At 70.7% G+C, this 20,031-nt stretch carries 24 protein-coding genes; 18 read left to right on the top strand and 6 right to left on the bottom strand.

Annotated features, from left to right (window positions below; genetic code table 11):
• Positions 1 to 79: 79 nt before the first annotated feature.
• Positions 80 to 535: an Rrf2 family transcriptional regulator gene (locus tag AC3AOF_RS28020; RefSeq protein WP_048427170.1), complete on the bottom strand. Its 456-nt coding sequence runs from the start codon at positions 533 to 535 to the stop codon at positions 80 to 82.
• Positions 536 to 621: 86 nt separating this feature from the next.
• Between AC3AOF_RS28020 and AC3AOF_RS28025 the strand changes: the two genes are divergently transcribed.
• On the top strand, positions 622 to 1,401 hold the full coding sequence (locus tag AC3AOF_RS28025; RefSeq protein ID WP_488347116.1) for a class I SAM-dependent methyltransferase: 780 nt from the start codon (positions 622 to 624) through the stop codon (positions 1,399 to 1,401).
• 63 nt (positions 1,402 to 1,464) lie between these two features.
• Here AC3AOF_RS28025 and AC3AOF_RS28030 read toward each other — a convergent pair whose 3' ends face one another.
• Positions 1,465 to 1,914 (bottom strand): Lrp/AsnC family transcriptional regulator, encoded by a 450-nt coding sequence (locus AC3AOF_RS28030; RefSeq protein WP_279356526.1) that lies wholly within the window; start codon positions 1,912 to 1,914, stop codon positions 1,465 to 1,467.
• A 171-nt stretch (positions 1,915 to 2,085) separates the two neighbouring features.
• Here AC3AOF_RS28030 and AC3AOF_RS28035 point away from each other — a divergent pair, with 171 nt between their 5' ends.
• The 4 genes from AC3AOF_RS28035 (at position 2,086) to AC3AOF_RS28050 (ending at position 5,791) form a co-directional block, all read left to right on the top strand.
• Positions 2,086 to 3,351 (top strand): D-amino acid dehydrogenase, encoded by a 1,266-nt coding sequence (locus AC3AOF_RS28035; protein WP_236987786.1) that lies wholly within the window; start codon positions 2,086 to 2,088, stop codon positions 3,349 to 3,351.
• Positions 3,352 to 3,801: 450 nt separating this feature from the next.
• Entirely contained in the window at positions 3,802 to 4,533 is a 732-nt protein-coding gene (locus tag AC3AOF_RS28040) for a DUF429 domain-containing protein (protein ID WP_236987785.1), read from the top strand.
• Positions 4,530 to 5,057: an NUDIX hydrolase gene (locus tag AC3AOF_RS28045; RefSeq protein ID WP_442919214.1), complete on the top strand. Its 528-nt coding sequence runs from the start codon at positions 4,530 to 4,532 to the stop codon at positions 5,055 to 5,057. The genes AC3AOF_RS28040 and AC3AOF_RS28045 overlap by 4 nt, the downstream gene beginning before the upstream one ends.
• A 35-nt stretch (positions 5,058 to 5,092) precedes the next feature.
• Positions 5,093 to 5,791 carry a carbonic anhydrase gene (locus AC3AOF_RS28050; RefSeq protein WP_488347117.1) on the top strand — a complete coding sequence of 233 codons (699 nt, stop codon included), beginning with the start codon at positions 5,093 to 5,095 and terminating at the stop codon, positions 5,789 to 5,791.
• Positions 5,792 to 5,927: 136 nt separating this feature from the next.
• Here the strand turns inward: AC3AOF_RS28050 and AC3AOF_RS28055 are convergent, their stop codons facing one another.
• Positions 5,928 to 6,668, bottom strand: a complete 741-nt coding sequence (locus AC3AOF_RS28055; protein ID WP_236987782.1) for an aspartate/glutamate racemase family protein — start codon at positions 6,666 to 6,668, stop codon at positions 5,928 to 5,930.
• A gap of 62 nt (positions 6,669 to 6,730) precedes the next feature.
• Complete coding sequence (locus AC3AOF_RS28060) at positions 6,731 to 7,450, bottom strand: GntR family transcriptional regulator (protein WP_236987781.1); 720 nt, start codon at positions 7,448 to 7,450, stop codon at positions 6,731 to 6,733.
• A 250-nt stretch (positions 7,451 to 7,700) separates the two neighbouring features.
• Here AC3AOF_RS28060 and AC3AOF_RS28065 point away from each other — a divergent pair, with 250 nt between their 5' ends.
• The 4 genes from AC3AOF_RS28065 to AC3AOF_RS28080 are packed head-to-tail and all read left to right on the top strand — an operon-like array spanning position 7,701 to position 11,070.
• The gene (locus AC3AOF_RS28065; RefSeq protein ID WP_236987780.1) at positions 7,701 to 8,711 is read left to right on the top strand and encodes an ABC transporter substrate-binding protein; all 1,011 of its coding nucleotides are present in this window, start codon (positions 7,701 to 7,703) and stop codon (positions 8,709 to 8,711) included.
• Complete coding sequence (locus AC3AOF_RS28070; protein WP_488347118.1) at positions 8,695 to 9,558, top strand: ABC transporter permease; 864 nt, start codon at positions 8,695 to 8,697, stop codon at positions 9,556 to 9,558. The genes AC3AOF_RS28065 and AC3AOF_RS28070 overlap by 17 nt, the downstream gene beginning before the upstream one ends.
• 31 nt (positions 9,559 to 9,589) lie before the next feature.
• Complete coding sequence (locus tag AC3AOF_RS28075; protein WP_236987778.1) at positions 9,590 to 10,360, top strand: ABC transporter ATP-binding protein; 771 nt, start codon at positions 9,590 to 9,592, stop codon at positions 10,358 to 10,360.
• A complete protein-coding gene (locus AC3AOF_RS28080) occupies positions 10,357 to 11,070 on the top strand; it encodes a maleate cis-trans isomerase family protein (RefSeq protein ID WP_488347119.1) in 714 nt (237 codons plus the stop codon). Before AC3AOF_RS28075 ends, AC3AOF_RS28080 begins: the two co-directional genes overlap by 4 nt.
• 220 nt (positions 11,071 to 11,290) lie before the next feature.
• On the opposite strand, the gene AC3AOF_RS28085 is transcribed toward AC3AOF_RS28080, so the two are convergent.
• The gene (locus tag AC3AOF_RS28085) at positions 11,291 to 11,800 is read right to left on the bottom strand and encodes a ferritin-like domain-containing protein (RefSeq protein ID WP_488347120.1); all 510 of its coding nucleotides are present in this window, start codon (positions 11,798 to 11,800) and stop codon (positions 11,291 to 11,293) included.
• A 211-nt stretch (positions 11,801 to 12,011) separates the two neighbouring features.
• Between AC3AOF_RS28085 and AC3AOF_RS28090 the strand changes: the two genes are divergently transcribed.
• The 7 genes from AC3AOF_RS28090 (at position 12,012) to AC3AOF_RS28120 (ending at position 16,251) form a co-directional block, all read left to right on the top strand.
• Positions 12,012 to 12,197 carry a hypothetical protein gene (locus AC3AOF_RS28090; RefSeq protein WP_236987774.1) on the top strand — a complete coding sequence of 62 codons (186 nt, stop codon included), beginning with the start codon at positions 12,012 to 12,014 and terminating at the stop codon, positions 12,195 to 12,197.
• 4 nt (positions 12,198 to 12,201) lie between these two features.
• Entirely contained in the window at positions 12,202 to 12,423 is a 222-nt protein-coding gene (locus tag AC3AOF_RS28095; RefSeq protein WP_236987773.1) for a hypothetical protein, read from the top strand.
• A gap of 160 nt (positions 12,424 to 12,583) precedes the next feature.
• Positions 12,584 to 13,477, top strand: coding sequence for a class A beta-lactamase (gene bla / locus AC3AOF_RS28100; protein WP_236987772.1), 894 nt, complete (start codon positions 12,584 to 12,586; stop codon positions 13,475 to 13,477).
• A 22-nt stretch (positions 13,478 to 13,499) separates the two neighbouring features.
• Positions 13,500 to 13,970 (top strand): Cys-tRNA(Pro) deacylase, encoded by a 471-nt coding sequence (ybaK, locus tag AC3AOF_RS28105; protein ID WP_236987770.1) that lies wholly within the window; start codon positions 13,500 to 13,502, stop codon positions 13,968 to 13,970.
• 65 nt (positions 13,971 to 14,035) lie between these two features.
• A complete protein-coding gene (locus tag AC3AOF_RS28110) occupies positions 14,036 to 14,374 on the top strand; it encodes a hypothetical protein (RefSeq protein WP_236987769.1) in 339 nt (112 codons plus the stop codon).
• 90 nt (positions 14,375 to 14,464) lie between these two features.
• On the top strand, positions 14,465 to 15,220 hold the full coding sequence (locus tag AC3AOF_RS28115) for an aspartate/glutamate racemase family protein (RefSeq protein WP_236987768.1): 756 nt from the start codon (positions 14,465 to 14,467) through the stop codon (positions 15,218 to 15,220).
• Positions 15,217 to 16,251: a MerR family transcriptional regulator gene (locus AC3AOF_RS28120; protein WP_488347121.1), complete on the top strand. Its 1,035-nt coding sequence runs from the start codon at positions 15,217 to 15,219 to the stop codon at positions 16,249 to 16,251. The genes AC3AOF_RS28115 and AC3AOF_RS28120 overlap by 4 nt, the downstream gene beginning before the upstream one ends.
• Positions 16,252 to 16,260: 9 nt before the next feature.
• Here the strand turns inward: AC3AOF_RS28120 and AC3AOF_RS28125 are convergent, their stop codons facing one another.
• Positions 16,261 to 16,866 (bottom strand): HD domain-containing protein, encoded by a 606-nt coding sequence (locus tag AC3AOF_RS28125; RefSeq protein WP_488347122.1) that lies wholly within the window; start codon positions 16,864 to 16,866, stop codon positions 16,261 to 16,263.
• A 301-nt stretch (positions 16,867 to 17,167) separates the two neighbouring features.
• Here AC3AOF_RS28125 and ytfQ point away from each other — a divergent pair, with 301 nt between their 5' ends.
• Both ytfQ and AC3AOF_RS28135 read left to right on the top strand, forming a co-directional pair.
• Entirely contained in the window at positions 17,168 to 18,127 is a 960-nt protein-coding gene (gene ytfQ / locus AC3AOF_RS28130; RefSeq protein ID WP_488347123.1) for a galactofuranose ABC transporter, galactofuranose-binding protein YtfQ, read from the top strand.
• Between the two features lie 359 nt (positions 18,128 to 18,486).
• On the top strand, positions 18,487 to 20,028 hold the full coding sequence (locus AC3AOF_RS28135; protein ID WP_236987764.1) for a sugar ABC transporter ATP-binding protein: 1,542 nt from the start codon (positions 18,487 to 18,489) through the stop codon (positions 20,026 to 20,028).
• Positions 20,029 to 20,031 lie beyond the last annotated feature (3 nt).

Raw genomic sequence — 20,031 nt, forward strand, 5'->3', positions numbered from 1 at the left:
AGGGCGGGACGCCGGCTTTGCCGGTGCCGCCACGACCGGGCGGTCCATGATCGACCCGATGCCGCCGCCGATGGGCGCGTCACCCGCAGGTGTGAGCAGTCGTCGACGCGCGCGCGCGAAGCCGCGCATCGAAGCTTCGGGCCAGCTCGGCGAGGCTGATCGCCCCCAGCCGCGCGATCAGCAGCGCCTCGGCCTCGCGCAGCGTGCCCTCCACCGCCTCGTTGACCACCTTCTCGACGGCGCAATCGGGGTTCGGATGATCGCTGCCGATCGCAAAGATCCGCGGGCCGCCCACCGCGTGATGCACGTCGAGAAGCGACACGTCCGCCAGGTTCGCGGCGATGGTCCATCCGCCGCCGTGTCCCTTCTCCGATGTCACGTAGCCCGCCTCTCGGAGCCCCGCCATCGTCCGGCGGACGACGACGGGATTCGTTCCCAGCATCCGCCCGATCGCCTCGGACGTCATCGGCCCGTCGTGGCGTGCCATGTGAAGGAGAACGTGGAGCGTTCGTGAGAGACGGCTGTCGGTGCGCACCCGGCGATCCTCCACGCCCCGGTCGAGATTGGCAAGCGCCGGCTCTTACGATACTTATGAAGTTACATGATATCGGAGGCCAGGTGATGCGAGAGCTCGAAAACCCCGGTCGGTGGGACAAGGTCGCCCAGCATTACGAGACGACGGCCCATCCGTTCACGGTGCGCTTCGCCGAGGCGGCGCTGGCGACCGTGCCGCTGACGCCAGACAGCCGGGTCCTCGACGTCGCGACGGGGACGGGGGCGCTCGCGCATGCGGCGGCGCGGACGGGCGCACAGGTGACCGCCATCGATTTCTCGCCCGGCATGGTCGCCCGCGTGGCGGCGGCAGGGCGGCCCAACGTCGATGCGAGGGTCATGGACGGACAGGCCCTCGCCTTGCCCGACGCCCGCTTCGATGCCGTGTTCTCGATCTTCGGCGTGATCCTGTTCCCCGACTGGCGCAAGGGGCTGGCCGAGATGGCACGGGTGACACGCCCCGGCGGCGACGGGGTTGTCGCAACGTGGCAGGAGCAGGGTGCTTCGACGTTCCTGCTCCTCGGCCAGATCCGCCGAACGCTGTTCCCCGAGCGCGAGAACGCGGCCATGCCCGCAGGGGTGGTGGCCCTGGGCGATCCGGACCGGCTGGCGCGCGCAATGATCGCGGCCGGCTATCGCGCGCCGCGCATCCACGATGTGACCTTCGACTATCACCTCGACGTCGCGACTCTGGACGATCCCGAGACCGTCTTCGGCATGTCGCCCGACTGGATCGACCTGAGCGACGGGGAGAAGGCGGCCGTCATCGCCGAAGCACGGTGCATGGCCGGCGACCGGGCCGTCCTGCCGATCCCGTCGACGGCGCTGATCGGTGTCGCGAAACGCTGAGGCGCAGGCCCTCCCGAATGGACCCCGGTGCTCCCGGCACCCGGGACCGGGCGGGCTGGACGGCTACCCCCGCCCCACCACCGTCCGGATCGCGAAGCTCGACTGGATCCGCGCCACCCCCGGCAGGCGCGACAAGACCTCCTTGTGCAGGCGCTCGTAATCGCCGGCATCCGCCACCTCGATCCGCATCAGGTAATCGGACAGGCCGGTCATCAGGTAGCAGTCGCGCACCTCCGGGCAGCGGCGCACCGCGGCCTCGAAGCGGTTGAGCGATTCTTCCGTCTGCCGCTCCAGGGTGATCTGGGTCAGCACCACCATGTGGTGCTCGCGCTCGTCGGCCTCGATCAGGGCGGTGTAGCCGCGGATGGTGCCGTTCGATTCCAAGAGCCGCAGGCGGCGCAGGCAGGCCGAGGGCGACAGGCCGACCTTGGCGGCGAGATCGGCGTTGCTGATGCGCCCGTCGTCGCGCAGGACGCGCAGGATGCGCGCGTCGATCTCGTCCCGTCCCGCCATGGCGCAAGTTCCTGTCGTTCCGTCGCAGATCGTTGCGTATCGTAGCATAGTCTCGCAGAGCCTGCGACGATCCGGCGGGACATTCGGCGATCCTTGCGCGACAGTAGGGGCATCGACCGGGCGCCGGGTCGGGCATGGACGAGCAGGGCGCAACTCAAGGAATTTTTCGCGATGCGCGTTCTGATCCTCGGCGGCGGCGTGGTCGGCGTCACCTCGGCCTATTACCTCGCCAAGGCCGGCCACCAGGTCACGGTGCTCGATCGCCAGCCGGGCGCCGGCCTCGAGACCAGCTTCGCCAATGCCGGCCAGGTCTCGCCCGGCTACTCGGCGCCCTGGGCCGCCCCGGGCATCCCGGTCAAGGCGATGAAGTGGCTGATGATGCGTCACCGCCCGCTGGTGCTGTGGCCGAGCCTGGAGCCCAAGCTCTACGGCTGGCTCGCGAAGATGCTGGCGAACTGCACCGAGGATGCCTATCGCCGCAACAAGGGCCGGATGGTGCGGCTCGCTGAGTATAGCCGCGACGTGCTGCGCGACCTGCGCACCGAGACCGGCATCACCTACGATCACCGCGAGAAGGGCACGCTCCAGCTCTTCCGCACCCAGAAGCAGCTCGACCATGTCGGCGACGATACCGGCGTGCTCGACGAGTACGGCGTGCCCTACGAGGTGCTCGACCCGGCGGGCTGCATCGCCGCCGAGCCGGCGCTGGCCCGGGTCGCCGGCAGCTTCGTCGGGGGCCTGCGCCTGCCGGGCGACGAGACCGGCGACGCGCATCTCTTCACCCAGCGCCTCGCCGCGATCTGCGAGAGCATGGGCGTCACCATCCGCTACGGCGCGACGATCACCTCGCTCCGCCAGGAGGGCGGCCGGATCGCCGGCGTGGGCCTGGCCGGCGGCGAGGTGCTGACGGCGGACGCCTATGTCGCCGCCATGGGCAGCTACACCCCGATGATGCTGAAGCCGCTCGGCATCGAGATTCCGGTCTATCCGGTGAAGGGCTATTCCCTGACCCTGCCGGTCACCGACGCGGACGCCGCCCCGGTCTCGACCGTGATGGACGAGACCTTCAAGGTGGCGATCACCCGGCTCGGCGACCGCATCCGGGTCGGCGGCACGGCGGAACTCGCCGGCTTCAGCCAGGCCTTGCGCGGCCCGCGCCGGGCGACCCTGGAGCGCTCGGTCCTCGACCTCTTCCCGGCGGGCGGCGACGTCTCGCAGGCGAAGTTCTGGACGGGCCTGCGCCCGATGACCCCGGACGGCACCCCGATCGTCGGCGCCACGGCCTACGACAACCTCTACACCAATACCGGCCACGGCACGCTCGGCTGGACCATGGCCTGCGGCTCGGGCCGCCTGCTTGCCGATCTGATCGGCGGCCGGGCGCCGGAGATCGACCATCGGGATCTGGCCGAGTCGCGCTACGCCAAGGCGGCGTGACGCACTTCACTCTCCTCCACGGTTCCTGAATAGAAACTCGCGATCCAGGGTGGCATTTGCCACCCTGGATCGCGAAACTGTTTCATTCGCCAGGGACCGCGAAGCTGGTGAACGACTGATACCCTCCGGGTCGTCCCGGGGCCGCGAAGCGGAGCCCGGGATCCGTATCACTGCCGCGACCTCGACCTGAACGCATCCCACGACGGCAAGTCGTCCTCTCCAACCCGGAACCTCATCCTGAGGTGTTAGCCGACTGAAAATCGGCTGACCTCGAAGGAGGGCTCCGGAAGTCTCAGTGATGTCTGGAGCCCTCCTTCGAGGCTCAGCGATCTTCGATCGCCCGCACCTCGGGATGAGGTCGCGGGTTGGAAGAACGATCCCGGCAAAGACGCGCTTCGCGACAACCGCCCTCCCCGCCCTAGATTCCGCCCCGAGCAGGGGAATCGGCGCATGCCATGGGTCGCAGGGGTGGACGGGTGCCCGGGCGGCTGGGTCGCGGTCTTGGGGCCGAGCGACGGCGGGTCCGAACAAATCCGCATCCGGGTCCTGCCGAGCCTCGAGGCGATCTGCGACGCCCCGGAAGCTCCGATGATCGTGGCGGTCGACATCCCCGTAGGCCTGCCCGATCGCGTCGGCCCCGGCGGCCGCACGGCCGAGGTGCTGGTGCGGGCGCTGCTGGGGCCGCGGCGCGCCTCGGTCTTCCCGACCTCGGCGCGCAGCGTCGTCTACGCGCCGGACTATACCGCGGCCATCGCCCTGTCGCGCCGGCCCGAGACCCAGCCCTTCGCCCCCTCCCCGCCCGCCAACGCCATCTTCCCGCGCATCCGCGAGGCGGACGCCCTCCTGCGCGCCCGGCCCGAGCTTCAGGCGCGGGTCTACGAGGTGCATCCGGAACTTGCCTTCCAGAGCCTCAACGGCGGCACGCCCCTGCCCGAGCCGAAGCGCAAGCCCGCGGGCGCGGCCCTGCGGCGCGGCCTCCTCATCCGAGCAGGCCTGCCCGCCGACCTCGTTCCGCCGCGCGGCGCCAAGCCCGACGACCTCCTCGACGCCCTGGCGGCCTTGGCCGTGGCGCGGGCCATCGCCAAGGGGCGCGGCGTGCCCTATCCCGATCCGCCGGAGCGCGACGCCCACGGCCTGCCGGCCGCGATCTGGACGCTTCCCCTCGGCGAGGCCCACGGATGACCGATCCCATGACCGATCTGCCCACCCGCGACATCGCCCGCGCCCTGGTGCTCGACCCGGCCGGCCGCCTCCTCTTGATCGCCTACGAGGCCTCGCGCGACGTCGACCCGGGCCGGCCGGGGGACCGGACCTTCTGGTTCATGCCCGGCGGCGGGATGGAGCCCGGCGAGACGCCGGAAGAAGCCTGCCGGCGCGAACTGGAAGAGGAAATCGGCGTGAAGGACGTCCCCCTCGGCCCTCAGGTCGCGCGCTGCGACGGGCCGTTCACGCTGTTCAACAAGTCGCGCTTCGCCCGCGAGCGCTACTTCGTCGTGCGGCTGCCCGACGATAAGGTCGATACCAGCCGGCTCGCCGAGACCGAGGACAATCCCGTTTACGGCACCCGCTGGTGGCCGCTCGACGAGCTCGCCGCAACCGTCGAGCGCGTCGAGCCGCAAGGGCTCGCCGCCCTGGCCAAAAGGCTCGTGGCCGGCGAGACGATCCCGGAGGTCGTGACGTTGTCCTGGGGCCCGGGCGCAGCGTAATCCTGTCTCGGAATCTTCCTGAGGAGCGCGAAACCATGGCCGACGCGACCCCCTTCCCGCAATCGCTCACGGAGGGCTACCGCGCCTTCCTCGACGACCGGTTCGTGCGCGAGCAGGACCGCTATGCCAGCCTCGCCGAGGGGCAGAGCCCCGAGATTTTGATCATCAGCTGCTGCGACAGCCGGGTCTCGCCGGAGGTGATCTTCGACGCGCGGCCGGGCGAGTTGTTCGTGGTGCGCAACGTCGCCAACCTGGTCCCGCCCTACGAGACCGGCGGCGAGTATCACGGCACCTCGGCGGCGCTCGAATTCGCCGTGCAGGCGCTCAAGGTGAAGCACATCGTGGTGCTGGGGCATGCCCGCTGCGGCGGCGTGCGCGCCTACGCGGACGACGCCGCGCCGCTCTCGCCCGGCGACTTCATCGGCCGCTGGGTCTCGCTGATCCGCCCGGCGGCGGAAGCGCTCGGCGACGAGCCGCGGGGGCCCGACTACCTCGAGCAGCTCGAATTCGCCACGGTGACGAACAGCCTGCGCAACCTGATGACCTTCCCTTGCGTGAAGATTCTGGTCGAGCGGGGCAAGCTCCAGCTCCACGGCGCGCATTTCGGCATCGCCACCGGGCAGTTGCGCATCCGCGACCCGGAGACCGGCGAGTTCCGCCTCGCCGAGCCCGACCGGGCGGCGGGGGCGACCAAGCTGATCCGCTGCCAGGACGAGGCGGGCAGCGGCGGCTGAGATCGCCCTTCGCCTCGACCATTCCCCTCACCCTGCGTCGCGGCGGTCCCGGGCAAGCCCGGGATCGCCCGAGAGGGGATCCTGCGCCTTGTCCGGCCGTGGGACGCGTGATCGGGGCACGCATCCACCCCTCTCGTCAGCCATGCCCGATCCGCGCCGCCAGAGCCGGCGCCAACCCGGTGCTCGGCTTCGCGTCCGGCCGGCGGAAGGTGCCGGCCGTGGCCTTGCGGGGCGCCTGCGCCACCACGGCCTCGGCGAGCTTGACCGCTGCCACCACCTGATCGACCACCGGCACCGGCAGACGGTCGCGCACCCGGGCGCCGAGGCCCGACAGGGGCGCGCCGGCGAAGATCAGAACGTCGGCGCCGTCCTCCTCGACCGCCGCGTGGGCGAGATCGATCAGTTGCGCCTCCTTCTCCTCCTGGAGGCCGGAGAGCGTGGAAAAGCGCCCCTCCAGCGCCCGTACCCCGGCGCAGCGCCGGCTCAAGCCGTGGGCGGCGACGGTTTCCTCGTACCAGGGCACCAGGGCCCGGGCGAAGGTGACGAGGCCGAAGCGGCGGCCGAGCAGGCAGGCCGACAGCATCGCCGCCTCGGCGAGGCCGATCACGGGAAAATCGAACAATTCGCGGGCACCGAACAGGCCCGGATCGCCGAAGGCCGCGATGATCGCGGCATCGACCGGCGGCGCCTCGGCCAGCATCTCGAGGGCGATGGCGCCGCCGATCTGCGCCTCGGCCCGGGTCGCGATGTAGGGCACGCCCCGGGGCGCCGTCGCGGTGAGGATCTCGGTGCCGGGAGCGGCGGCGGCAGTGCCGGTGGCGCGCATCAGCTCGGTCACGTCGCGGCTGGTATTGGGGTTGAGGAGCAGCAGGCGCATCGGGATTCTCTCAAAGATCAGGCCGCCAAGGATCAGGCCGCCAAGGATCGGGCAGACAAGGATCAGGCGGCATCGGACCGGGCGAGGCCGGCGAGCAGGGCCGTGCCGGTATGGCCGACATGGTCGGCGAGCAGCCGGCCCGCGCCCGCGGCGTCGCCGGCCGCGAGGGCGGCCAGGATCGCCCGGTGCTCCGCGACCGATTCGTCCCAGCGCGCCCGGCTGTCGAGGGCGCGGCGGCGGGCGATCTCGGCCCTCGCATGCAGGACCTCGTGCGCCTCCCGCAAGGGACCGTTGCGGGCGCAAGCCACGATCAGGGCGTGGATCCGCTGGTTGAGGGCGAAATAGGGAGCGAGCGCCCCGGCGGCGTGATGCGCCTCCATCTCGGATTGCAGCCGGCGCAGCCGCTCCAGATCGGCGGGCGTGATGCGCAGCGCCGCCAGTTCCGCCGCCGCCCGCTCGATGGCGGCGATGGCCTCGAACAGCTCGGTCACGGCCTCCGCGCGCAGTTCCGCCACCCGGGGTGAGCGGTTGGGGCGCAGCTCCACCAGCCCTTCGACGGCGAGCAGCTTCAGCGCCTCGCGCAAAGGCGTGCGCGAAATGCCCAAAGCCGCCGACAGCTCGGTCTCGACCAGCGCGCTGCCGGCCGGCAGCGTGCCCGCAACGATCAGCCCGCGCAGGCGCTCCACCGCCTGGTCGTGCAGGCCGCGGCGCGGCCCGAGGGCGGCGGGCTCCAGCAGCACGGGTTTTCGCGGGCGCCCGCGGGGGCGCCGGACCGGGTCCATGCCTGTCCTCTCCATTGTCGTCCGGCGTGGACCATAGCCGCTCCGACCGGCAGCGGGCGCATCAATTCCAGGCATTTCTGCTGCCTGCCTCGGCATTTGGCATTAATTGCATGCAGAGCACGAAAAATGAATTGCACCGCGCCCGAGCCCGTCACACCCTGGCTCTGCGGCGGTTGCCCGTCGCCCGCTCACAAGACGCCGCCGCAGCGCCCGGACCGAGTCCGGCGCCCCTCTAGCGAGGTCATCGACCATGCGCCGCCATCTCGGCCCCCTGCTGGCCGCCGCCATCTGGTCCTTCTCGCCCGGGCCCCTCTCGCCGGCCTCCGCCCAGGACGCGCCGGTGAAGGTGGGTTACGCCAAATGCGCCCATTGCCTGCCGGTCGCCCTGCTGCCGGGGTTCGCCAAAGGCGCGACGATCGACGCCACCGGCTTCAATTCCGGCAACGACGTGCTGACGGCCTTGATCGCGAAAAGCCTCGACGTGGCGCAGGTCACCTATCTCCACTACGTCACCGCTCTCGACAAAGGCTTCGACATCGTGGCGGTGGCCGGCGAGGTGAATGGCGGCTCGGAATGCCTTTCCGCCAAGGCGCTGAACCTGAAGGCCGACGACTGGGCCGGGTTCAAGGCGGCGGTGGAGAAGGCGAAGGTGGCGGGCACCCCGCTCAAGGTGGCGGCCTCCCGCGGCAACGCGCAGGACATCCACATGCGCGGCGCCTTCCTCAAGCAGGGCATCAACCCGAACAAGGACGTGCAGTTCGTCAACATCCCGAACCCGTCCGACCACCTCGCGGCGATGCAGCGGGGCGAGATCGACATGGTCTGCTCTGTCGAGCCCTTCGCCTCGCAGATCCGCATGGCGGGGGCCGCCACGCATTTCGTGCTGCCCTACGACCAGGCGGCCGGCAACCTGACCAACCTGATCGTCACCCGCTCCGACGTGATCGCCAAGAACCGCGCCGGCGTGCAGGCGGTGGTCGATGCCGACGTGGCCCTGGTCGAGACGCTCAAGGCCGACAAGGGCGTCTGGATCGACGTGATCAACCAGAAGACCGGCCTGTCGAAGGAGGTCGCCGCCGCGGCGATCCAGAACGCCGAGCCGGATTACCGCATGCACCGCGCCAAGACCCAGGCGATCGCCGCGATGATGCGGGACCTGAAATACATCAGCCGCGACGTCTCGGCGGATGTCGAGACGCACATGGACTTCTCGTTCCTGGAGGCCGCCACCAAGAAGACCCGCGATGGCCTCGGCTACTGAGACCGCGCCGCTCACCCCCGCGGCCCCGGCCCCCGCCCGCCGGCTGCCCCGGCGCCTCGTCGCCTTTTTCGAGCGGGCGGCCCTGCCGCTCCTCCTCGTCGCCGGCTGGGAGGCGTTCGCCCGCTCCGGCGCACTCCCGGCGGCGCTCCTGCCGGCGCCCACCGCCGTTCTGCACGCGCTGGGCGACTGGCTCTTCGGCCTCGACGAGAGCACCCAGACCTATTCCGGCCATTGGGTGCCGGATGCGCTGGCGAGCCTCACCCGGGTCGCGGCCGGCTACGCCATCGCGGCTTTGTCGGCGATTCTGATCGGCGTCGCGATCGGCTGGTGGCGGCTCGTCGAGCGCACCGTCGAGCCGACCCTGCAGATGCTGCGGCCGATCCCGCCGGTCTCGTGGATCCCGCTCGCCATCATCTGGTTCGGCATCGCCGACAAGCCGGCGATCTTCCTGGTCTTCCTCGGTGCGTTCTTTCCCGTCCTGATGAACACCATCCACGGCGTGCGCGGGGTCGACCGCAACCTGATCCGGGCCGGCGCCATGATGGGCGCCTCCGAGCGCCAGCTCCTCACCGACATCGTCCTGCCGGCCGCCCTGCCGTCGATTTTCTCCGGATTGCGCATCGCCATCGGCTCGGCCTGGATGCTGACGGTGACCGCCGAGATGGTCGCGGTGAAGAGCGGGCTCGGCTACGTCCTGTGGGATTCCTACTACTTCCTGCGCTACGACATCGTGCTCGCCGCGATGATCTCGATCGGGCTGCTCGGCTACCTGTCCGATCTCGGCCTCAAGGCGCTGATGGCCTCGGTGCTGCACTGGCAGAAGGGCACGACGGTGCAGGGGCGGTGAGCCGCCCCTCCCCTTCCTCACGGAGATCTCCATGAGTGCGATCGACCTCGCCGACGTTCAGAAAGTGTTTCGCGACCGCGACGGGCGCGACCTCGTGGCGGTGGACCGCACCCGGGCCACGATCGAGGCGGGCGAGTTCGTCTGCCTGCTCGGGCCGTCGGGCTGCGGCAAGTCCACCCTGCTCAACATGATCGCGGGCTTCGAGGCGCCCACCTCCGGCGAGGTTCGCGTCGCGGGACGGCGGGTCGAGCGGCCGGGCGCCGATCGCGGCGTGGTGTTCCAGCAGCCGACGCTGATGCCCTGGCTCACGGTGATCGACAACGTCGCCTTCCACCTCAAGCTGAAGGGCGTGGCGAAACCTGAGCGGCACGCGCGGGCCAAGACCTATATCGACCTCGTCGGGCTCACCGGCTTCGAGCGGCATTATCCGGCGGAGCTGTCGGGAGGCATGAGCCAGCGGGTCGGCATCGCCCGGGCGCTCCTGATGAACCCGGCGGTGATCCTGATGGACGAGCCTTTCGCGGCCCTCGATGCCCAGACCAAGATCGAGATGCAGGAGGAACTGGTCACGATCTGGCAGCGGGTCGGTGCCACGGTGGTCTTCGTCACCCACTCGGTCGACGAGGCCCTGGTGCTCGGTAACCGCATCGCCGTGATGAGCCGGCGCCCCGGCCGCATCCGCGAGTTCATCCCCTTCGATCTACCCCGGCCGCGGGACGTGACGAGCCCGGAATTCAACGACATGAAGCGGCGGGTGCTCGCGATGATCCGCGAGGAATCGAGCCGGAAGGCCGCGGCATGATCCGGCTCGGGATGCTGACCCCGTCCTCGAACACCCGGCTCGAACCGGCGACCGCGGACCTGCTGCACGACACGCCCGACGTCACGGCGCATTTCGCGCGCTTTCGCGTCACCGAGATCACCCTGTCGGCGGCCGGGCTCGGGCAGTTCGACGAGGCGCCGATCCTGAACGCGGCCTCCCTCCTCGCCGACGCCAAGGTCGACGCGATCGCCTGGAACGGCACCTCGGCGGCCTGGCTGGGCTTTGCCCGCGACGAGGCCCTGTGCGCCCGGATCACCGAGGCCACCGGCATCCCGGCGGCGACGGCGGTGCTCGGCTTTCGCGAGGCCTTCACCCGCGCGCGTATCCGGCGGGTCGGGCTCGTCACGCCCTATACCGGCGACGTGCAGGCGAGGATCCAGGCGAATTGGGGCGCGGCCGGGTTCGACTGCTCGGCCGAGCGGCATTGCGGCCTGTCCGACAACTTCTCCTTCGCGGAGGTGCCGGACTCGGAGGTGGCCGCGATGGCCCGGGCGGTGGCGGCGGAGGGCGCGCAAGCCGTGGCGATCGTCTGCACCAACATGGCGGGGGCGGCGATGGTCGAAACCCTGGAAGCCGAGCTCGGCATCCCGGTCTTCGATTCGATCGCCGTCACCCTGTGGGCGTCCTTGCGGGCGGCAGGCGCCGATCCCGGCCGGATCACCGGCCGGGGCGGGCTGTTCCGGCTCTAAAAGCATGTTTCGATGTGATCGGTCGCTCGATTCCCGCCCACGACCTCATCCTGAGGTGTCAGTCGATTGAAAATCGACTGACCTAGAAGGAGGGCTTCAGAAAGCTCTGAGATCCCTGGAGCCCTCCTTCGAGGCCGCTACGCGGCACCTCAGGATGAGGTCGTGGATGGGAAAGAGGATACGAATCTGCTTATTTTTACCAATCAACAGACTTTGATCCTCAGCGATCCGCCTTGCTGCCGCTGATCGTCAATTCGAGGTAGCGCCGCGTCGTAGGCCGCACGAGGTCGGCCATCTTTTGGGCCATCGCCAGCTCTTCCCGCAGCGACATCTCGAAGGCCGGCAGCCGGGCGCTCTCGCCGGCGGCTTCCGCCAGCGTGATCAGTGCGTCGTAGGCCGCCGCCTCGTAATTCTCGAAGGCGCGGTTGGCGAAGGCGTTCTTCAGGATCTCGTCCTGGGCCGGGGTGTGGGCGAGCGCCGCCATGTTGCCCATGAAGCCGAGCACGCCTTCCTTCAAGGCCGAGGGGCTCTCGGACATCGCCGCCAGCGCTTCGTCGAGCCGGTCGCGCTGGCCGTGCGTCTCGGTGATGTGGCGGCGTAGAGCCGCTTCCATGTCGGGATAGCGCTTCAGCCGCTCGACCTGGCGCTCCATGATCTGGAGCGCCTGCAATTCGAGCGCGTGGGTGTTCTTCAGCGCGGTCACGTAGAGCGATTGGACGTCCTCGGCCATCGGGGAATCCTTCCTGTCGGGGGGTCTGCGTGGGTGTCGTGGTGTCCGGGCCAACGCCCTCCGCCATCGCCGGTTCGCCTTGAATACTCATACTATGACAAAGTATCCGAGCGGGCCGGTCCGAGGCGGAACGCCGGCAGGCAGCGGGCGTTGATCGCCCTCTTCGGCGGGGGCCTCGAACCCTTCGCCGCCGGATCAGAGGGAGATCGCCATGACCGCGTCACCGCCCCCCGTGCCGCCGGCCAACCGCTCGGACAAGGGCCCCGGCAGCGCCGAGCGCGCCCCGACCGCGACCGGGACGAAGGATGCGGGCCAGGCCAAGGATCCGGACAAGATCGGCCAGGCCGGCAACGCGAAGGTGAACACCACCCACCAGGGCCATCAGCAGGATCGGTGAGCGCATGAGCACCTCGCACAAGACCGACGCCGCCAACCGCCATCATGGCGGCCCCGGCAGCAGCCACCAGGCTCCCGACCGGCCAGACCCCACGGCGAAGGGCGGTCCGAACCCGGGCGCCGCCACCGGCGACAGCCGCTCCCACGTCTCGGGCGGCGGCGGCGAGCACGACCGGCACCACACGCACGATCCCGATCGCAAGGGGCACTCGCCGCGCTCGCATTGAGGCCGGCGGCGTCCGTCCCCGGCACCGGGAGACATCCGTTAAGGATGTTTCCCGTGAAACGAGGGGGCGGGCGCCCCGATCCGGCCACGACCCCAGCGTGTTATCGCCAAGGTCAGGTCTCACAGGAACCTCCCTGACGAACCGCGCAGGGAGCCTGCTCATGTCCGACCCCGCCCTTCTTCAGCCCGGCCTCACCCGTCGCGCCGCCCTGATCGGCGCGGCGCTCGCCGCCTGCACCGCCCGGAGCGCGCAGGCCGCGGAGGACGCGGCGGCCAAGCTCGCGCAGCTGGAGCGGCGCGACGGCGGGATGCTCGGGGTCGAGGTCCGCGACACCGCCACCGGCCGCCGCTTCGGCCACCGGGCCGACGAGCGCTTCCCGATGTGCAGCACCTTCAAGGCGATCGCCGCCGCCGCGGTGCTGGCCCGGGCCGACAAGGGCCAGGACGACCTGAACCGGCGCATCGCCTACGGCCGCGAAGCGCTCCTCAGCTACGCCCCGGTGACGTCGAAACACGTCGAGACCGGCATGACGCTGGCCGAACTCTGCGCCGCCGCCGTGGTGTGGAGCGACAACACCGCCGCCAACCTGATGCTCGACACGCTGGGCGGTCCTTCGGGCATCACCGCCTTCGCCCGCGCCCATGGCGACACCGTCACCCGGCTCGACCGCACCGAGCCGACCCTCAACACCGCGATTCCCGGCGACCCGCGGGACACGACGAGCCCGGCGGCGATGGTCGGCCTCCTCGACAACGTCCTCCTCGGCCACGCCCTGTCGGCGGAATCGCGCGCCCGGCTCACCGGCTGGATGCAGGAGAGCCCGACCGGCCTAAAGCGGGTCCGCGCCGGCCTGCCGGACGGGTGGCGCACGGCCGACAAGACCGGCACCGGCGAGAACGGCACCGCCAACGTGGTGGCGCTGATCCACCGGCCGGACGGTGCGCCGATCCTGGCGGCGGTGTATCTCACCGGATCGCCGGCCGAGCCCGCCGCGCGTGACGCCGTGCACGCCGAGGTGGGCCGGCTGATCGCCCGGAGCTTCCCGGGCGCCTGACCCCGCTCGAAGACGCCCATCGATGTCGAAGACCACCCGCGCCACCCAGGCTCTTGCCCGCGCCGGCATCCCCCACACCGTCCACACCTACGACTACGACCCGGAGGCGACCCGCATCGGCCTCCAGGCGGCGGAGGCGATGGGCGTTGCCCCGGGCGAGGTGTTCAAGACCCTGATGGCGGCGATCGACGGCAAGCCGGTCTGCGTGCTGGTGCCCTCCGACCGGGAGGTGTCGCTGAAGAAGCTCGCCGCCGCCTTCGCGGGAAAATCCGCCGCGATGATGCGCCCGGCCGAGGCGGAGCGGCTGACCGGCTATCATGTCGGCGGCATCAGCCCGCTCGGCCAGAAGCGATCGGTCCCGATCCTGGTCGATGCGGCGGCCCTCGGCTTCTCCGAAATCTTCGTCAATGGCGGCCAGCGCGGGCTGCAGGTGCGGGTGAGGCCCGACGACCTCGTGCGCGTGCTCCAGGCCCGGACCGAGGCCGTCACCTGACGGAAACGCTGCCTTAACCATGATCCGCCAAGGCTGAAGAGGAGAACGGACGAGGGGGCGGACGGATGCGGTACGGCGTGGGGCTGGTTGCGGGCGCGGTCGCCCTCGGCCTCGCGGGGCCGGCGGGAGCGGCCGACATGCCCGAGCCCGGCTATTGGCCGGTGCCGCGGGCCGCACCGGGTCCCGTCCCGCCGCCGCGCTACTTCCCCCGCGGCGACAGCGACGCCTCAGCCCCGACGCGGGGCGATCCCGGTTGCCAGGTCTTCGTGCCGACCAACACGCCGGGCGATCCCACTTACGTCGGGTCGCCCTTCGGCATCGGCAAGCCGAGCTATTACGGCTTCCCGCCCCCGCGCGGCGTCGACGACCCGTACGGGCGCCGGCTCGTCCGAGGGTGCTTCTGAGCACCAGGCTCGGATCGGATTCACCCCGACTGACCTTGTCGCCCCGGTCCCGACGGGTAAACCGGCCCCGTCGCCGCCGGACCGTCTCCCATGCCCCGCATCGCCTGCCTTCACACGATCGACAGCAATGCCGCCGTTTTCGACGCGGCGCTGCAAACCACCGGCCTGACCGGAATCCACCTGTACCACACCGTGCGCGCCGACCTGCTCGCCGCCGCCGAGCGCGAGGGCGGCCTCACGCCGGCTATCGCCGCCGAGACCGCCGCGCTTCTGCGCGACCTGTCCGCGCAAGCCGATGCGGTCCTGCTGACCTGCTCGACCCTGGGCCCGGCCGTGGAATCCGCGTCTCGCGACGTCGCGGCGCCGGTCCTGCGGGTCGATGCGGCGCTCGCCGCCGAAGCCGTCAAGGCGGGCGGCCAGGTGGTGGTGCTCTGCGCCGTCGCGACCACGGTCGAGCCGACCCGGCGCCTCTTCGAAGCCGCCGCGCGGGCGACGGGCGCGCAAATCGGCGTGGAGGTGGTCCCACAGGCCTGGGAGGCCTTCAAGGCGGGCGAGTCCGACCGCTATCGGGCACTGGTCGCCCGCGCCGCCGACGCCGCGCGAGACGCGGGTGCGAGGCAGGTCGCCCTGGCGCAGGCCTCGATGGCCGGCGCCGCCGCCCTGCTCCCCGCAGATGAGACGCCCCCTCACCAGCCCGACGGTCGGCCTCGCCGCGGCGATCGCCGCCGCCCGGGCAGGGTCGCCGATCCGCGTGACGGCGGAGAGGGCCGGTCGAGAAGGCCCTTGACCCGGCCCCTGCGGCCGGTCCGATGGAAGTCAGGTTCGACCCACCGAGGTGAGCCATGACCCCGTCGCAGAAACCGTCGTTCCGTTGCCTCACGCCCGCGCAGGCCGGCGCCACGCTCGGCGTCTCCGCCAAGGCCTTGCGCCTCTACGAGCAGCGCGGCCTGCTCGCGCCCGACCGCACCCGCACCGGATGGCGTGCTTACGACGCGGCCGCGATGGCGCGGGCCGCCGAGATCGTCGGCTTGCGCCGTCTCGGCCTGAGCCTCGCTCAAGTGGCCCGCGTGCTCGACGGGGAGCCGCGCGACCTCGATGCGGGCCTCGCGGCGCATGAGGCCCGCCTGAGCGAGGCCGGCCAGCGGACCGCCGCCGCCCTCGCCCGGGTGCGGGCGCTGCGCGCGGATCTTGCCCGCGGCAGCCTTCCGGCGCCCGCTGCGGTGACGCGCGCGCTGGTCGAGAGCGCACCCCTGGCGATCGGCTTCGTGCTGCCCTGGCCGTGGGACGGAGAATGGTTCGCCCTCCACGACCTTCCCCGGCTCTCCTTCCTCACCGGGCCGCTCGGCAGCGGCAAGACCCGCTTCGCGCGAGGCCTCGCGGCGGCCCTGCCCGATGCCGCCTTCCTCGGCCTCGACCGCCTGGGCGATCCCGACCTCGCACGACGCCTGGCGGAGGACGCGCCCCTGGCGGAGCGGGTCGAGCGCCGGTTGGCGTGGCTGGTCGAGGAGGGTGCGGAGCGATCGGAGGCACTGACCGCGCTCGTCGTCGCGCTGGAGACCGACGCCCCCGCATCGCTCGTGATCGACATGGTGGAGGAGGGCTTGAGCGCGGCGACGCAGGTCGCCCTGATGGCGCATCTGCGTCTGCGGGGCACGGACAAGCGGGCCCTCGTGCTGATGACCCGGTCCTCGTCCATCCTCGACCTCGACGCCCTCGCGCCGCAGGAGGTCGTCATCCTGTGCCCGGCCAACCACGACGTGCCCCTGCTCGCCGTGCCGCATCCGGGCGGGCGGGGCTACGAGGCCGCGGCGACCTGCCTCGCCGCTCCCGACGTCAGGGCGCGCACGGCCGGAATGATGGCCGTCCGGCCCGCCTGAAGGCGACCGTCAGCCGTCGAGGGTCGAGCCGCCAGGGTCCGGCCCCTCCACGCGCGGCGCCATGCGCGCCCGCGTGCCCTCGTCGAGCACGGCGCGGATCGCCGCCGTCAGCGGGTGGCGGGCGGTGTGCTTGGCACCGTAGGCGAGGTTGAAGGCGTAGTCGAAGCCCGGCGGGTTGCGGCCCTGGTTGTGCTGGAGGATCGTCTCCAGCTTGTCGAAGCCCTTGGCCAGGACCGCCTCCGGCGAGGTGCCGGCCTCGTACTCCTCCCACAATCCCACGATCTCGTCCCGGCGCGCCGATGGCAGCGTCGCCGTGAGGGCGAGGAGATCCCGGCGCTCCTGGAGCCCCTTGTCCGCCGCGCGGGGATCGGTCGCCGGGATGTCGCCGCCGACCGCCTCGCCGAGATCGTGGACGAGGGACATCTTGAGGAGCTTGAGCGCGTCGATCCCGTCGATGCCGTCGGTCAGGACCATCACCATCAGGCAGAGCCGCCAGGTATGCTCGGCCGTGCTCTCCTGCCGGCCGGAGGCGGTGGTGCCGTTGCGCAGGGTGCTCTTGAGTGCTTCGGCCCGTTGCAGGAAATCGAGCGTGCCGGCGAGTTCGTCCGGGGTCACGGGTGCAAGGCCTCCTCGCTGAGCGTCGCCTCGAAGGCCGTGCCCGATCCGGTTCCGCAGGGCAACATGCGTCGCCCTGTCGACGGACCGGCACGTGCGAATCCATCGACCGACCCTCGTCTTCCCGTACGTCCCCCAATCGAAAAATCTTACAATATGACTATTGCGTCCCCGCTTCCCCTGTCTCATGCTCCGGATCACGCACGCAGATGCGCCACGACAAGGATCGAGGGAGCCGCCCATGCCCGGTGCCAGCACGCATCGTCCCAAGATGCTTCGCCACAAGATGCTTCGCCCCAAGATGCATCGTCTTCTTCTCGCCGCCACGCTCCTCACGGGCTTCGCCGCCTCGACTGCGTCGGCGGCCGGCCTGACGGTGGGGTTCTCGCAGATCGGCTCCGAATCCGGCTGGCGCGCCGCCGAGACCTCGGTCACCAAGTCCGAGGCGCAGAAGCGGGGCGTCACCCTGAAGATCGCCGACGCGCAGCAGAAGCAGGAGAACCAGATCAAGGCGATCCGGTCCTTCGTGGCGCAAGGCGTCGACGCGATCTTCCTGGCGCCCGTGGTGGCGACGGGCTGGGACGCGGTGCTGAAGGAAGCGCGCGAGGCGAAGATCCCGGTCGTGCTCCTCGACCGCGACATCGACCCCTCCGGCAAGGACCTCTATCTCACCGCCGTCACCTCCGACAGCGTCCACGAGGGCAAGGTCGCGGGCGACTGGCTGGTGAAGACCGTCGGGTCGAAAACCTGCAACGTCGTCGAATTGCAGGGCACGGTGGGCGCCAGCGTCGCGACCAACCGCAAGAAGGGCTTCGAGCAGGCCATCGCCGGAACACCCACCATCAAGGTCGTACGCAGCCAGACCGGCGACTTCACCCGCTCCAAGGGCAAGGAGGTGATGGAGAGCTTCATCAAGGCCGAGGGCGGGGCTAAATCGATCTGCGCGGTCTACGCCCACAACGACGACATGATGGTCGGCGCGATCCAGGCCATGAAGGAAGCGGGACTCAAGCCCGGCAAGGACATCCTCACCGTCTCGATCGACGGCGTCCCGGACATCTTCAAGGCGATGATGGCGGGCGATGCCAATGCCACCGTCGAGCTGACCCCGAACATGGCCGGCCCGGCCTTCGACGCCGTCATCGCCTACAAGACCAAAGGCACCGTCCCGCCGAAGTGGATCCAGACCGAATCGAAGCTCTTCACCGCGGCCGACGATCCGCAGAAGGTCTACGATTCGAAGAAGGGGCTCGGGTATTGAGGCGAGTTTCGCCTGAGTCGTTCGATTAGAATTTAAGTTTATATCCGCCGTCCTGCTCGGGAAGAGCTGTCCAGGGAAAAGGATGGCACGGGTTTCTCCCTCCCCTCTCTGCGGGGGAGGGTGCCCGGCTGCGAGTGCGAAGCACTCGTGCGCCGGGCGGGAGAGGGGCAGCGCGACGCTGTTCCAGCGAGCGCCTTTCACGACGGTTCCGCCATATCCTGAAGCGGCGTCCCCTCTCCCGGCTCGCTCCGCTCGCCACCCTCCCCCGCAGAGGGGGGAGGGAGAAATCCGCGCCTTTTCCTTTCCCCGAGGAACGGGAGAGAGGGAAAAGCTGCGCTAGACTTGTCGGGATCGAGTATATGTCTTCGGCACAAACGGACGGCGCCCCCCTCCTCGCGATCCGCGGGCTCACGAAGAGCTTCGCGGGCTTCCCGGCCCTCCAAGGCGTGGACTTCACGCTGAAGGCCGGCGAGATCCACGCGCTGCTCGGGGAGAACGGCGCCGGCAAGTCGACGCTGATCAAGACGGTCACGGGCATCGTGACGCGCGATGCCGGGACGGTAACGCTCGACGGCACCGCCATCGCGCCGCGCTCCGGCGAGGCGGCACAAAGTGCGGGCATCGCCACCGTCTACCAGGAGGTGAACCTGCTGCCGAACCTCTCGGTGGCGCAGAACCTCTTCCTCGGCCGCGAGCCGACCCGGTTCGGCCTCGTGCGCCACGGCGAGATGCGGCGGCGCGCGGCCGCCATCCTCGCCGAGTTCGACCTCGCGGTCGACCCTGGCGCGCCGCTCGGCGACCATTCCGTCGCGGTGCAGCACCTCGTCGCCATCGCCCGCGCCGTCGACCTGTCGGCCCGGGTGCTGATCCTCGACGAGCCGACGGCGAGCCTCGACGCGCACGAGGTCGAGATCCTGTTTCGCGTGATGCGCCGCCTCGCCGCGCGGGGACTGGGCATCGTCTTCGTCACCCACTTCCTCGACCAGGTCTACGCCGTGACCGACCGCATCACGGTGCTGCGCAACGGCCGGCTCGTCGGCACCTGGGCAAGCGCGGACCTCCCGCGCATGACGCTGATCCAGGCGATGCTCGGGCGCGAGCTCAGCGAGGCCACCGCCGAGGCGGGGCCTGCGGACCGGCACCAATCCGGCGCCGCCGGGAGCGAGGTCGCGCACTTCGAACAATTCGGAAAACCTGGATACGTCGCGCCGTTCGACCTGACGCTCCGGCGCGGCGAGGTCGTGGGCCTCGCCGGCCTCCTCGGGTCCGGCCGCACCGAGACCGCCCGCCTCCTCTTCGGCGCCGAGATCGCACAGACGGGGCGGGCGCGCATCGACGGCACGGAGGTCCGGCTGCGCACGCCGCGCGACGCCATCCGGCACCGCTTCGGCTACTGCCCGGAGGAGCGCAAGACCGAAGGCATCATCGCCGAGTTGTCTGTTCGCGACAACATCATCCTGGCGCTCCAGGCCCGGCGCGGGCCGTTCCGCCCGATCCCGCGGCGGGAGCAGGAGGCGCTGGCGCGCCGCTACATCGCGATGCTGGACATCCGACCGCCCGATCCGGAGCGCCCGATCGGGCTGCTCTCGGGCGGCAACCAGCAGAAGGCGCTGCTCGCCCGCTGGCTCGCCACCGAGCCGCAGGTGCTGATCCTCGACGAGCCGACCCGCGGCATCGATGTCGGGGCGCATGCGGAGATCATCCGGCTGATCCGGCGGCTCTGCGACGAGGGGCTCGCCCTCGTGGTGATCTCCTCGGAGCTGGAGGAGATCGTCACTTACGCCGACCGGGTCGTGGTGATGCGCGACCGGGCCCAGATCGCCACCCTCGAGGGCGAGGCCGTCGACGTCACCGCCATCCTCAAGGCGATCGCCGGCGACGAGGCCGCGGAGGCCGCCTGACCC

This window comes from Methylobacterium sp. 142-1Y (assembly GCF_057747795.1).